The organism is Halomicrococcus pelagicus, assembly GCF_051917725.1.
In the GTDB taxonomy this organism is placed as follows: Archaea; Halobacteriota; Halobacteria; order Halobacteriales; family Haladaptataceae; genus Halomicrococcus.
This window is the reverse complement of sequence record NZ_JBQBLX010000002.1, coordinates 147913-161070: the sequence shown is the minus strand read 5'-3', so window position 1 is coordinate 161070 and position 13158 is coordinate 147913. Positions and strand designations below refer to the sequence as shown.

15 protein-coding genes are annotated in these 13158 nt (G+C 67.4%); 8 read left to right on the top strand and 7 right to left on the bottom strand.

Features of this window, described 5'->3' with window-relative positions; genetic code table 11:
* Window positions 1-162: 162 nt before the first annotated feature.
* The 3 genes from ACTF4R_RS05580 (at window position 163) to ACTF4R_RS05570 (ending at window position 3176) form a co-directional block, all read left to right on the top strand.
* The gene (locus ACTF4R_RS05580; RefSeq protein WP_440006926.1) at window positions 163-588 is read left to right on the top strand and encodes an FxLYD domain-containing protein; all 426 of its coding nucleotides are present in this window, start codon (window positions 163-165) and stop codon (window positions 586-588) included.
* Between the two features lie 141 nt (window positions 589-729).
* Entirely contained in the window at window positions 730-2214 is a 1485-nt protein-coding gene (locus tag ACTF4R_RS05575) for an MATE family efflux transporter (RefSeq protein ID WP_440006924.1), read from the top strand.
* Between the two features lie 191 nt (window positions 2215-2405).
* Window positions 2406-3176, top strand: coding sequence for a DUF7089 family protein (locus ACTF4R_RS05570; RefSeq protein ID WP_440006922.1), 771 nt, complete (start codon window positions 2406-2408; stop codon window positions 3174-3176).
* Here ACTF4R_RS05570 and ACTF4R_RS05565 read toward each other — a convergent pair whose 3' ends face one another.
* From ACTF4R_RS05565 to hemB, 4 genes are all read right to left on the bottom strand, one after another.
* A complete protein-coding gene (locus tag ACTF4R_RS05565; protein ID WP_440006920.1) occupies window positions 3177-3392 on the bottom strand; it encodes a DUF7972 family membrane protein in 216 nt (71 codons plus the stop codon). It lies immediately after the preceding gene.
* Between the two features lie 97 nt (window positions 3393-3489).
* Window positions 3490-5154 carry an ammonium transporter gene (locus ACTF4R_RS05560; protein WP_440006918.1) on the bottom strand — a complete coding sequence of 555 codons (1665 nt, stop codon included), beginning with the start codon at window positions 5152-5154 and terminating at the stop codon, window positions 3490-3492.
* A complete protein-coding gene (locus tag ACTF4R_RS05555) occupies window positions 5148-5297 on the bottom strand; it encodes a hypothetical protein (protein ID WP_440006916.1) in 150 nt (49 codons plus the stop codon). Before ACTF4R_RS05555 ends, ACTF4R_RS05560 begins: the two co-directional genes overlap by 7 nt.
* A gap of 346 nt (window positions 5298-5643) precedes the next feature.
* On the bottom strand, window positions 5644-6624 hold the full coding sequence (gene hemB, locus ACTF4R_RS05550) for a porphobilinogen synthase (protein WP_440006914.1): 981 nt from the start codon (window positions 6622-6624) through the stop codon (window positions 5644-5646).
* 162 nt (window positions 6625-6786) lie between these two features.
* On the opposite strand from hemB, the gene ACTF4R_RS05545 reads away from it, so the two are divergent.
* The 3 genes from ACTF4R_RS05545 to ACTF4R_RS05535 all read left to right on the top strand — a co-directional run bounded on the left by ACTF4R_RS05545 (window position 6787) and on the right by ACTF4R_RS05535 (window position 8084).
* On the top strand, window positions 6787-7371 hold the full coding sequence (locus tag ACTF4R_RS05545) for a DUF1684 domain-containing protein (protein WP_440006912.1): 585 nt from the start codon (window positions 6787-6789) through the stop codon (window positions 7369-7371).
* Between the two features lie 266 nt (window positions 7372-7637).
* Window positions 7638-7781, top strand: a complete 144-nt coding sequence (locus ACTF4R_RS05540) for a DUF7563 family protein (protein ID WP_433628903.1) — start codon at window positions 7638-7640, stop codon at window positions 7779-7781.
* A 60-nt stretch (window positions 7782-7841) separates the two neighbouring features.
* Window positions 7842-8084, top strand: coding sequence for a GIY-YIG nuclease family protein (locus ACTF4R_RS05535; protein ID WP_440006910.1), 243 nt, complete (start codon window positions 7842-7844; stop codon window positions 8082-8084).
* Window positions 8085-8100: 16 nt separating this feature from the next.
* Here the strand turns inward: ACTF4R_RS05535 and ACTF4R_RS05530 are convergent, their stop codons facing one another.
* Window positions 8101-8676: an NADPH-dependent FMN reductase gene (locus ACTF4R_RS05530; RefSeq protein WP_440006909.1), complete on the bottom strand. Its 576-nt coding sequence runs from the start codon at window positions 8674-8676 to the stop codon at window positions 8101-8103.
* Between the two features lie 192 nt (window positions 8677-8868).
* Here ACTF4R_RS05530 and ACTF4R_RS05525 point away from each other — a divergent pair, with 192 nt between their 5' ends.
* Entirely contained in the window at window positions 8869-9279 is a 411-nt protein-coding gene (locus tag ACTF4R_RS05525; protein WP_440006907.1) for a hypothetical protein, read from the top strand.
* Between the two features lie 245 nt (window positions 9280-9524).
* Here ACTF4R_RS05525 and ACTF4R_RS05520 read toward each other — a convergent pair whose 3' ends face one another.
* Window positions 9525-10250: a DedA family protein gene (locus ACTF4R_RS05520; RefSeq protein WP_440006906.1), complete on the bottom strand. Its 726-nt coding sequence runs from the start codon at window positions 10248-10250 to the stop codon at window positions 9525-9527.
* A 167-nt stretch (window positions 10251-10417) separates the two neighbouring features.
* Between ACTF4R_RS05520 and ACTF4R_RS05515 the strand changes: the two genes are divergently transcribed.
* A complete protein-coding gene (locus tag ACTF4R_RS05515) occupies window positions 10418-12754 on the top strand; it encodes an ATP-dependent DNA helicase (RefSeq protein WP_440006904.1) in 2337 nt (778 codons plus the stop codon).
* A 45-nt stretch (window positions 12755-12799) separates the two neighbouring features.
* Here ACTF4R_RS05515 and ACTF4R_RS05510 read toward each other — a convergent pair whose 3' ends face one another.
* Window positions 12800-13045, bottom strand: a complete 246-nt coding sequence (locus ACTF4R_RS05510) for a ferredoxin (protein ID WP_440006902.1) — start codon at window positions 13043-13045, stop codon at window positions 12800-12802.
* Window positions 13046-13158 lie beyond the last annotated feature (113 nt).

The following is a 13158-nucleotide window of genomic DNA, read 5'->3' as shown; positions in this document are numbered from 1 at the left end:
GCCCGCCTACTGCCGCGCCGTTCGAGGGACGGCACTGAAAAAAGCTTTTCAAATGCAGACATGTCGCTCGTGTGTTTCAGGCGTCTTCTTCCAAACGTGGATCGACGGAAGTTCATCAAGACCACGGGTATTGCGGCAGGAACGCTTTCGATCGCAGGCTGCATGGGGAACGACGGAAACGGTAACGCCAGCGGCAACGGTGGCACCACCACGAACGGCGGGGACAACCAGACGACGAACAACGAGAGCAAGGACGGCGACGAGGACTTCTGGAACGTCGTCGAGGAGATAAACGAGAAGAAGACGCTCAAGGTCACCCAAACCCGCCTGTACCGGACCGAGAACGGCGCTGGCGTCTACGGCGTCGTAAAGAACACCGGCAACGAGCCGTACTCGGAAGTCGAAGCGGAAGTGACCCTGTACGACGACAAGGGTGAGGCGTTCAACGAGTTCATCGACGAGAGCGAGACGGACGAGATCGATTCGCTCTCGCCGGGCGGCAAGTGGGACTTCAACGTCTACTTCCAGGAGGCGGACTGGAACCGAATCTCGAAGTACGTCATCGACGTCTCCGGCGAGAAGGAGTAATCGACCGGTCGTCCGCTCGCGCCGGAGTCGTTTCGAGCGTCGACCGCGAAGACGGCCTCGACCCGAAACGAAGGGCCTACTTCCGGCAACGTCCGGCGTCATTGCGAAGAACCTTTACTTTCGCTCACAAACCCCGAACAGATGTTACGCGGCGTCAGGAACCGAATCCAGCGGGTGCTCTTTCTCTTCCCGGCCGCCCTCGCCCGCCTCGGACTGCTCGACCGCGAGAAGGGCGAGGAGGCGTTCGACCTCGCCATCCCGGTGATGGTCACGGGCGGGATGCGGACGCTGCTGCGCGTCGCGGACTTCTTCATGGTGAGCGTGGCGCTCGGTCCCACCGCCGTCGCGGGTCTGGAGTTCGGGTTCCAGTACTTCTTCGTCCCGTTCGGACTCGCGCTGGCGCTGACGAGCGGGACCATCAGCGTCGTCTCGCGCTTCAAGGGAGCCGACCAGCACGCGAGAGCCGACTTCGCCATCAAGCAGTCGCTGTGGCTCGCCCTGCTCCTCGCCGTCCCCATCACGGTGGCGACGTGGCTGTACGCCGAACCGATGATACGCGTCCTGACGGACGAACCGGCGGTCGTCGAGAAGGGCGCGACCTACCTCGAGATAATCATGCTCTCCGTCTCGTTCCGCTTCTGGAGCATGATCGCCGCGCGGGCGCTCGCGGGCAGCGGTGACACCCGGACGCCGATGTACGTCCGTCTGCTTACCCTCCCCACGAACATCGCGCTGAACGCCGTGCTCATCTTCGGCGTCGGCCCCATCGAGTCGATGGGCGTCGCCGGTGCCGCGTGGGGGACCGCGGTGGCGAACACGCTCGCGGCGGCCATCTTCATGGTCGCGTTGCTGTCGGGTCGCTTCTCCGTGCAGTTGCGTCTCGGCGGCAAGCAGTGGGACACCGCCATCGCCCGCGAAATCGTCCGCGTCGGCCTGCCGCTGGCCGGGACGCGTCTCTCGCGGACGTTCGGTCGGTTCCCGTTCCTGTTCGTCCTGGGTTCGCTCGGGACGGGCGTCGTCGCGGCGTACGCCATCGGCCGCCGGGTGATGCTGCTCGCGATGATGCCGGCGTGGGGGTACTCGACCGCCTCCAGCACGCTGGTCGGCCAGAGCATCGGCGCGGGCGACGAGGAGGAGGCCGACGCCTACGGCTGGCAGACGCTACGCATCGCGCTGGCCACGCAACTGCTGCTCGCGGTCGTTCTCATCGTCGCCGCCCGGCCCATCGCCGAGGGGTTCGGCACCAGCGCCGAGGTGCTGGACCTGACCGTCGAGTTCGTCAGGGTGTTCGGACTCGGCGTCGGCGCGTTCAGCGTCTCGCGGACGATGCGGGGCGGCCTGCGCGGCGCGGGCGATACGAAGTGGCCGCTGTACGGCACGTTCATCGGAACTTATCTCTACAAGCTTCCCGTCGCCTTCCTCGCGCTCCCGGCCGGGGTCGCGGTCTTCTCGCTCGGCAACTGGTCGTTCGCGCCCGGGATGGGACTCGGCCTCGTTGCCGTCTACGCCGCCATCCTCGGCGACATGTACCTCCGTGCGGGCGTCAACACCTTCCGGTTCTGGACCGGCGAGTGGAAGCGGATCGCCCGCGAGTCGGACGTGGGCTCTCGCACCGGCGCGGACTGACCGCGGAGCCGGTAGTCCGACGCCGCCGTCGCGGGAATACGCGGACCGCCGTTGCGGGGATACGCAGATTTTAAACGAGAGCGGCGGGAATCCGGAGGTATGAGTACGGCAACGAAAATCACCGTCGGAACCATCGCGCTGACCGCGCTGCTCGTCGTCGCCGTCATGGCGAACCTCTGGCTCCTCGCCTGATGTTCGGCGAACGCGACTACCCCGACGAGGTCGCTGCGGTCCGCGACGAGCACGCGCCCGACGCGCTCGTCCTCGACTGCGAGCGCGACTTCGAGACGCTGCCCGTCGCGGCCCGCGACGACCTCGCGCTGCTGACGGACGAGCTCCGGCCGTTCTCCTGTCCCGAGACGTGGTTGCCCGAGGACGCGCCGGAACTCCTCCGGCGCTTCGCGGGGTCGGACCTCGTCGTCGGCATGCCGGGCGACGGCAGCGTCGCCTGGACCCGCCAGACGGCGCCGCCGGTCGTCTTCGTGAAACCCCGCGTCGAGGGGTCGCCCGAGCCGTTCGTCGACTTCCTCGTCGCGGAGGCGCTCGTCGAAGTCGGCCTGGCGCTGCCCGAACAGTTCCTCGGCTTCTTCGAGGACCGGTATCCGGAGTTCGCCGCCGCGGTCCCGCTCGACGCGGGGAGCACCTACCAGCTCGCGGCCGCGCTGTTCGACGCTTACAAGGGACTACACACCCGGGAGGTGTTCGCCGGCTGGGAGGGCGACCGCCCGGAGCTGTTCGCCGCGTGGGCGGACGCCGGCGAGCGTATCGAACCGAGAATCGAGGGCGTAACCGGGGAGGTCTCCCGGGGCGAGACGGACTTCGCCGACGCCGCCGAACTCGCCTGCAGCGGCATCAAGCACGGCGTCGAACCGCCCGCCCCCTTCACGGCGCTGGACACCGGGGCGTACCGCGACCACGGCGTCGACTACGCGGTCAAGTGGGCCGAGAAGACGCTCGGATAGCTACTGTTCCTGTTCCGGAGTCGTGAACGGTATCGCGGCCGCCGTGCGTTCGGTGACCGTCGCGGTCCGGAGGATGTACGAGAAGAGAATCGAGAGCGGGAGGAGCCCGACGACCAGTCGGTTCCCGTCGAGCAGGAGCCACTCTCTCGCCCGGTCGACCCGGCTTTCCAGTTCCGAGCTGATTGGGGCTGCGATGTCGCGTTCTGACTCGCTCACGTCCGTCGCGTACGCGACAACCGACCGAACGTCCACTGGCGCTCGAACGGGTGAGGCGTCGGAAACGGGAGGATTCGTCGGAAATGGGAAAGCAGCCTCAGACCGCTTCTGGGCCGCGCTTGCCGGTCCGGACCTGACAGGCGTCGTTGACCGGCTGGACGAATATCTTGCCGTCGCCGGGTTCGCCCGTGCTGGCGGCCTCGCGCACGGCCGCTATCACGTCCTCGGCGGGGACGTCGGCGACGACGCACTCGACCTTGACCTTCTGGTGGAGGTCGACGACGTACTTCTCGCCGCGCCACTGACCGCGCTTGGCCGGCTGGCTGCCGCGCCCGCTCACGTTCGTCACGGTGAGGCTGGGCGCGCCGACGTCGGCGAGCGCCCGCTTCACGTCGGTCAGGCGGTCCGGGCGCACGATGGCCGTCACCATCCGTATCTCGCTTTCGGGACGGCCGCCGTCGGTGACCACGTCGGCTGGGCGGTCGACGCCGAACTCGGGGTAGGTGTCGACGCCGTGCTCGGCGACGTCGAGGCCCTCGCGTTCGTGTTCGGCCGTGACCCGCGCCTGGCCGAGCGTGCGGGCGACGCCGAACACGACTCCCGTGGCGGTCACGGTCCAGAGGGCGATGACGACGACGCCGGTCGCCTGCACCGCGAGGCCGGAGAGGACCTCGGCGACGGCGAAGCTCTCCCAGGTGCCGACGGCGACGAACGGATAGGCGAGTGCGCCGAGCACGCCCGCGGAGCCGTGGACGGGAAAGATCGCACAGACGTCGTCGACCTTCAGACGTTTCTCGACGAACGTGAAGACGACGGGGAGTTGCGCGCCGGCGAGCAGGCCGACCGCGACCGCTCCCGGCCAGACGATGTCGTCCGCGATGCCGGTGATGCCGACGAGACCGGCGAGCAGGCCGTTGGCGACGTAGAGTGTGTCGACCTTGTCGGTGCGGTGGATGGACACCGCGGCCGCGCCGATGGCGCCCGCGGCCATCCCCAGCGTCGTCACGAGCGCGACGCGACCGACGGTCTCGAACGCGGCCAGCGAGAGCGACCCCGATTCGGCGGCGAACACGGTCGCGGCGGTGCCGACGTTGAAGCCGTACCAGCCGAACGCCAGGATGAGCGTCCCGAGGACGGCGAACGGCAGCGAGTGGCCGGGGATGACGTTCGCGCTGCCGTCCTCGTCGAACCGGCCGAGGCGCGGGCCGACGACCCACGCCGCGGTGAGGCCGGCGATGCCGCCCATGCCGTGGACGACCATGCCGCCCGCGAAGTCGTGGAAGCCGATGGTCGCGAGGACGCCGCCGGCCCACGTGAACCCGACGACGACCGGGTAGATGACCCCCGCGAGCAGGACGGTGTAGCTCACGTAGGTCCGGAGCTTGCACCGCCCGGCGACGGCCCCGCTGACGATGGTCGCCGCGGTCATGGCGAACACCGCGCCGAACAGCCACGACACCCAGTCGTTGACGCTCGTCGGGGCGAGCACGCCCGTGACCTCGCCCGCCACGGACCACTGCCCGCCGGCGCCGGTGAGGTGGCCGACGACGTTCGACAGCGCCGCACCGACGAGGAAGAAGGCGACGACGCCGACGCTCCAGGTGAGCAGGTTCTTCGTCAACTGGTTGGCGACGTTCTTCGAGCGCACCTGGCCCGCCTCCAGCATGGCGAACCCGGCGTGCATGAAGAAGATGAGGAAGGTCGCCACCAGCACCCACAGGAGGTTGACGCCCTGCGCCAGGACGGCGAGGTCGCTCACCATGCTTCGCCCTCCGACGCCGTTTCGGAGACCGACGGTTCGTCGGCGTCCTCCGCGTCGCTTCCGCCCTCCGGAACGACGACGAAGTCGTCTGGACGACTGTCCACGATTATCGAGTATTCTTCGAAGTTCGTGCTTCGAGTCACGGTTCAACCGAACAGTACACACCTTCATAAGGTTAATCGTTGACAAAATCGAATTATTCTGTACTCAGGCGGACGCACGTCCGGTTTATAAGCGGATAGGAGGAATATAAGGTCGTAAACCGTACAGAAGTGGCCCGCTCGTAGGGTCTACTTCTGGACGAACGTGGAGGGGGCGCGGCGAGCGTTCGTGGGGGAGACGTCTCCACCCTCCGTCGCGCGCTCGCTCCGGACCCGTCGAGAACGGAGAGCTTCGAACTCGTCGACGGCAACGGAAACGTCCGATTCGCGGACTCCCCCGGCCGACTCGGCTATCGAACCGGACGAGCGCCGGTCGGTTACGACCGGTCTACAGTTTCGCCGCCACGTCCTCGGCGAAGTACGTCACGATGACGTCCGCCCCGGCGCGTTTGATGGACAGGAGCGACTCCAGGGCGGTCGCTTCGAGGTCGAGCCATCCCCTGTCGCTGGCGGCGTGCAGCATCGCGTACTCGCCGGAGACGTTGTACGCCGCGACGGGGAGGTCGAAGTTCCGGTCGACCGACGACACCACGTCGAGGTACGAGAGCGCGGGCTTGACCATCAGCAGGTCCGCGCCCTGCTCGACGTCGAGCGCGACCTCCCGTATCGCCTCGCGGGCGTTGGCCGGGTCCATCTGGTAGTGGCGGCGGTCGCCGAACGCGGGCGCACCGTCCGCCGCGTCGCGGAACGGCCCGTAGAACGCCGACTCGTACTTCGCCGCGTAGCTCATGATGGGCACGTCGCGGAAGCCGGCGTCGTCGAGCGCCTCCCGGATGGCCCCGACCATGCCGTCCATCATCCCGCTCGGCGCGACCACGTCCGCACCCGCCTCGGCGTGGGAGACCGCTATCTTCCGGAGGAGGTCCAGCGTCTCGTCGTTGCGGACGGTGAGGTCGGGATTCTCGGCGGCGTCCTGCTCCACGAGCCCGCAGTGGCCGTGGTCGGTGTACTCGCAGAGACAGACGTCGGTGACGACCGTCGCCGCCGTCTCACTCGTAATCCGGCGCGTCGCCTCCTGGACGACGCCGTCCTCGGCCCACGCGCGACTCCCCTCGGCGTCTTTCGACTCGGGGATGCCGAACAGCATCACCGTCTCGACGCCGGTGTCGAGCACCTCCTCGACGCGGGCGACGCTCTCGTCGAGGGGGACGCGCTCGTGTCCGGGCATCGACGGGATGGCGACTCGCTCGTCGGTCGTCGCGTCCACGAACACGGGCGCGACGAGGTCGTTCGCTTCCAGGCTCGTCTCGCTGACCAGTTCGCGCACGCCGTCCCGTCGCAGGCGTCGGGGGCGGTCGGTGAGGTCCATGCTCGAACTACCGGTGGCGGCCCCAAAACCGCATCGCTCCCGGCGACCCACTCCGCCGTTTCACGCCACCGTCACCGACGCCACGGCCGGTTCTCTCGGGACGGAACCGGTTCGGACACCGACAGCGGAACCGTTACCCGGCCGGACGCCGAAGCGACGGTCGTGACCACCGACGCGAACGACGCCGGCGAGCGGACGGAGTTCGACGTGGACGCCTGGCGCGAGGAACTCGAAGCGCACCGCGCCGAGAAAGACGAGTTCTTCGACGAACACCCACAGTCGCCGATTCCGCCGGAGGACCGCGAGGAGTTCTCGGGGTTGCCGTACTTCGACCCGGACCCCGACTACCGCGTGACGGCGACGGTCGAGACCCACGACGACCCCGAACCGGTCGAGATGGAGACGACGGGGGGACCGCCCCAGCGGTACCTCCGGGAAGCGACGCTGCGGTTCGACATCGACGGCGAGGAGTGCACGCTGGCCATGTACGGCCGCGAGGACCAGGAGTCGCTGTTCGTCCCGTTCCGCGACAAGACGACCGGCCAGCAGTCCTACGAGAACGGTCGTTACCTCGAACTCCACCCCGAGGGCGACCTGTCCGACGGCGACGAGATACCGGTCGACTTCAACCTCGCGTACACGCCGTTCTGTGCGTTCAGCGAGGCGTTCTCCTGCCCGCTTCCGCCGGAGGAAAACTGGCTCGACGTCGTGGTCCGCGCCGGCGAGAAGGACTGGACGTCGAACTGATTCGGTGCGCTTCTCGACGATTCGCACGCGATTCTCGGCTCACGCCCCGAAATCTCCAGTTGAAACGAAGGGGTGGCAGGCAGGCAGTTTCGCAATCGGAGATATCTTCTTCCGACTCTCCCAACTGAACGAGCTAAGTCACCATAATAGATGGGAGTAGAGAAAACTATTTTGCCGATAAGGGAATTTGGGTGAGAATCTGGAAAGGATTTTTACTGGAGTGCGACCAAGTACGACCGCTGGCGGTGCCACCGCCGGCTACCACAATGGCAAACTGCAAACACTGCGGCGCGCACGTCTCCGACCGATTCGTGCGCGTCTTCGGAGACGAGATGGGTCGCGTCCACGCCTGCCCGGCTTGCTCGGCGAACGCGGGTATCGCCGAAGTAGCACGCCAGCGGGCCCAGTAAGCATCGTCGATCGTGGCGGAAGCGACAGGGAAAAGTCCAACCACGCGAAGCCTGTCAGACGTGACCGACCACTGGGTGTACGTCGTCCAATGCAGTGACGGCAGCTTTTATACCGGATACACGACGGACGTCGAACGGAGGGTCGCCGAGCACGACGCCGGCGAGGGAGCCAAGTACACCCGTGGCCGTACCCCGGTCGAACTGGTCCACGCCGAACGGTTCGAGACGCGCTCGGCCGCGATGTCCAGGGAGTACGAGATAAAACAGCTCCGCCGCCGCGAGAAGGAGCGACTGGTCGAGTAGCGCGTCGGCGGACGACTCAGTCGTCGGCCGCGGCTTCGTCGGCTCCGGTTCCGGTCACGTCGGGGTTGATGCCGGCGTACTGGACAGCCTGCCGGCCGAGTTTCCGCGTGCGCTCTTCCAGGTCGTCGTCGACGAACTGGCCGTCCTCGAACTTCTCGGAGGCGTTCCGGATGCCGACCTGGTGGGGCAGCACCCAGCCGTGGACGCCCCGGACCGTGATGCGCATGTGGTCGAGGGTGCTCGCGTACGACCCGCCGCCGGCCGTCGCGAGCAGGCCGACGGTGGTGTCCTCGTACTCGTCGAACCTGCAGTAGTCGTGGACGTTCCGGAATGCCGAGGAGTACGAACCGTGGTAGACCGGACTGCCGAGGACGACCGAATCGGCCTCCCGTATCTTGCGCTTGAGTTCGACCGCCTCGGGCGGTTCCTCCTCGTCGGGGTCGAACACGGGGAGGTCGTACTCGCGAACGTCGAGCAGTTCGGTCCGCGCACCGGCCTCCTCCGCGGCGTCGAGAACGTGTCTCAGGGCGGCTCGCGTGTAGCTACCGTCTCGCCTGCTCCCGCAGACGGCGACTACGGTCGGTGATTCCATCGTTCGTTACCTCTGCGTCGTGAACGTTTAATCTGCTCGCCGCCGTCTCGCCGACGGGACGGGGGACCTCGGAGTCGTTCCATACCGGACCGTGGTGACGCCGTCACAAAACCCTTCCCGGAAGCCGATTTTTGTAAATAGAACGACCGTTTCCCCGCCACCATTAACTCCGCGCGTGAAGAACCCCCACCCATGCGCGTCCGCGATGCGGTCGAGTCCGACGGCGGTCGACTGGCCGACCTCGCAGGCGTTCCCAGCGAGGTCATGGCGAACGTCGTCCACGACCGGTCGGTCCGCGTCGCAGAGATCGACGACGACATCGTCGGCTTCGTCGGATTCGACGCCCGGAAAGACGCGGTTCACGTCACCCACCTCTACGGCTCTCGGGCGGCCTGCGAACGCCTGCTCGACGAACCGGTCCGGTTCGCCGCCAGCGAGGCGATGACCGTCGAACTGCTGGTGCCAGAAGACGAGGACGAGACGATGTCGGCGGCCCGGGCGAACGACTTCGAACGCGCCGGCAACGGACCGCGCTTCGAGGGCCAGGAGACGGTCCGGTTTCGACTGGACAGTCCGGACAGTAACGACACGGCGTTCCGATAAGGGTGGAACTGACGGTCCGAATACGGATGCGCTCGCGTGACGTTCATGGCATGGCACGCGATTGACGGACACGCGAGCGCAGTTCCACTACGTACTCGGACAGGTTAGATTTGACGCCGAGAGACGCGTCCTCGCGTGAAAAAGCATCCTATCGGCGTTCCGGAACAATGTCGAAAGCGACGTGTCGAATCCTCCGGCGTCGTCGACCGTCCCAGGCACGTCCAGCGGTTCCGGTCCCGTCCGTGTCAGAAGGGAAGGAATCCGAGCAGGTCGTTCTGGGAGACGTACAGCGTCACCGCCGCGAGCCACCCCTGGAACAGCAGCGTCCCGAGTGCGGAGAGGACGATGAACTCCCAGTCGCGCATCTCCGCGAAGCCCGCGGGGACGGTGAGCATCCCGCGCGTGAAGAGCAGGGCGTTGCTCACCGGAACGACGACGCGGCCCCAGCGCTGGAACCAGCCCTCGAAGCGGTCCAGCGAGGACTCGCTGACGCGGAACCAGGGCTTGTCGAGCAGGTACTCCCGGCCGCCGCGTTTCGCCAGCAGGAAGAGGGCGTACTGACCGACGGTCGCGCCGACGACGGCGACGAGGATGACCGCGGCGATGGCGTCGTAGTCGTGGGCCGACGCCGGGAGAACGGTGACGCCGATGGGGACGAGGCTCTCGCTCGGCGCGAAGTACAGCAGCATCGCACCCTCCAGGATGAGGATGAAGAAGAGCGCGAGCAGGCCGTACTGGTCCAGCCACTCCTTCGCCAGCGACTTGTCGCCGACGAGAAAGAGGGTGACGCCGACGATTGCACCGCCGGCGACGGCCCCGACGAGGAGGAGCAGGCCGTAGTCCTCGACGAACTGTCTGGCCGCCCGCGTGTCCGGGGCGAACGAGAGAATTGCGGCCCCGACGAGCGAGAGCGCGAGCAAGGCCACGGGAAGCGTCGTGTCTGCGATACCGGAGAGCAGGGCGGACGTCATCAGATTCGCGTATTGACGGGACGGGCTAAATGCGTTGTGTCTCGCCCGGAGAACCTCGGTCGGAGTTCGGCGGGCGACCTGCCCTCCGACGACCCTCGCATTCAAGTATCATCACGGAACCAGTCCAGTTCAACAACCCTAAGCAACCGGAGGCTCAGTAACGAACGATGTCGGACTGGCGGGACGTTTTCGGTCACGAGGAGCCGTACGACGAGCAGGTCGACGGTATCGAGACGGCTATCGACACCGCCCGCGACGACGGATTCACCGTCGTCGAGGGTGCCTGCGGCACTGGCAAGACCATGCTCGCGCTCACGGCGGGCATCGACCTCGTGCGCGACCCGGACAGCGACTACGAGCGCGTGCTCGTCCTGACGAGCGTCAAACAGCAGCTCCGCCAGTTCGAGGAGGACCTGCGGACCATCAACGCCGGCCTGCCGGACGACTGGAAGCCCGTCTCGGGACTGACGCTGGTCGGCAAGGCCGACGTCTGTCCCTACAACCGCGAGAACGCAGGAGGCATCGACGAGGGGAACGTCTACGAGCGCTGCGAGGGCCTGCGCGAGCGCACCCGCGACCTCGTCGGCGACGGTGGCTCGACCACCGGGGGGAACCTCGCCTCGCGCGCCCGGAGCCAGCAGACCGGGCTCGCCGACTCCGGCCGCGGTGGCGGCGCGACCTACCTGGAGACGGCCGGTGAACCGACGCCCTACCCGCCGGAGATGCCCGAGTACGACGATACGGAGTACTGCCCTTTCTACGCCCAGTTCCTGGAGGACCTGCCGGAGGACGGCGACCCCGTCGAGGCCGTCCCCTTCGAGTTCGACGACGTGGGACTCGTCGAACCGGACGACCTCGTCTCCCTCTCGGTCCAGCACGGCACCTGTCCGCACTCGATGATGGGCGCGCTCCTCGCCGACGTCGAGGTCGTCGTGGGCAACTACTACCACGCGTTCGACCCGACGACGACCGCCTCGTTCACCGGCGCGCTGCTGGACGAGGAGACGTTCGTCGTCTGCGACGAGGCGCACATGCTCGAACCGCGAGTCCGGGACCTCGTCAGCGAGTCGGTCGGCGACGCCACCCTGCGGGACGCCGAGGCGGAACTCACGCGGGTCATCCAGCCCGTGGAGTTCGACGACCGCGACGCGAAGTCCACCACCGCCGACGCCGACCTCGTGCGCGCCGAACTCGAAGAGGCCGGCGTCACGCTCCGCGAACTGAAGGAGGTCAGGAACTTCCTCCGGGACCTCCGAGAGGAACTCGACCGGCGAGTCACCGCCTACCTCGAACGCGAACACCGCGGCTGGAAGGCGAACCTCGCGGACCTGCCGGACGCCGAGATTCCGCTCCGGGACCCGACCGAGCCCCAGCCGGACGCTATCTCCGAGTGGGCCGACCGCGAGGGGTACGACGGCGGCACGTGGGCGCGCGCGGAGCCGGTCGGTGCGGTCGTCGCGCGAATCCTGAACGAGGCCGAGGCCGACGAGGGCGAGTCGGTCGAGAAAGAGCGGGCTGCACCCGCGGCGGGTCGCGTGCTCGGCGAGTGGTACCGCAACGACCACGAGCACTACTTCCGGGAGATAGAACTCGAACGCACGTGGAACGACGCGGAGCCTGACGACTCCTGGCGGCGGGCGTACAACGCACGGCTCGCGATGCAGAACTGCGTCCCCAGCGACGCCATCGGCGAACAACTCGCGGAGTTCGGCGGCGGCGTCCTGATGAGCGCGACGCTCGCACCGCTCGACGTGTTCGAGGAGGTCTCCGGTCTCACCCACCTCCACGAGGAGGGCCGCCCCGTCGTCGAGCGGACCTACGGCCTCAACTTCCCCGAGGAGAACCGGGAGAGCTTCGCGGTCGACGCGCCGAAGTTCACCTACGACAACCGCGGACGGCCCGGGGACGAGACCCGGACCCGACAGCTGTACGCGGACGCCATCCGCGACGTCGCGCGCTCGCCCGGCAACGTGCTCGTCGGGATGCCGAACTACGCCGAGGCCGAGTGGGCCGCCGAAACGCTGCGGGCGGTCGTCGACAAGCCGGTCCTGCTGGACGAGAGCAGCGCGGACGAGGCGACCGAGGCCCTGAAAGACGACTTCTTCGCCGGGGAGTCGAAGGTGCTGGTCACCAGCCTCCGCGGCACCCTGACCGAGGGGGTCGACTATCGCGGCGACCGCCTCCGCGCCGCCGTCGTCTGTGGCGTCCCGATAATCAACACGTCGAGTCCCCGGACGAAGGCGGTCCGGACGGCCTACGACCGCGTCTTCGGCGACGGGTTCACCTACGCGCTCACCGTCCCCGCGGTCCGGAAGGCCAGGCAGGCGCTCGGGCGGGTCATCCGCGGTCCCGACGAGGAGGGCGTCCGCGTGCTGGTCGACAGCCGCTACGCTCGCGATAGCTGGGACAGCGTCCGGGAGTTCTTCCCGGAGACGGAACGCGAGGAGTTCCAGCCCGTGAGCCCCGACATGCTCTCGCTCGGTCTCGACCGGTTCTGGGACTGAGCGGAGGCGAGACGAATTGGAAACGGAAGCGGCGACGACAGGAGGTCAGGGAACGATCTGTTCGCCGTCGTCGTCGTACACGCGGATGGCGTCCACGGGGCAGACGCGGGCGGCCATCTTCGCGTCGAACTCGGCGTCCTCCGGAATCTCCCGGACGAACACGTCCTCCTCTTCTTCCTCGCTGTCCCGCAGGTCGGCCTTGCCGTCGTCGCGGTTCTCCTCGAACGCCTCCCACTCGGCGGTGCACTGGAACATCCCTGTGCAGGTGTCGCGGTCGAACTCGATTCGCATACCTGAAGGTGGGGTTGGGGCTGTGATAGTGCTGACGGAGACGCCGATTCTCGTTCCAGACGCCCGACCCGACAGTTTAAACCGGAAGACGGGCCAAACGCGGGTAATGACTC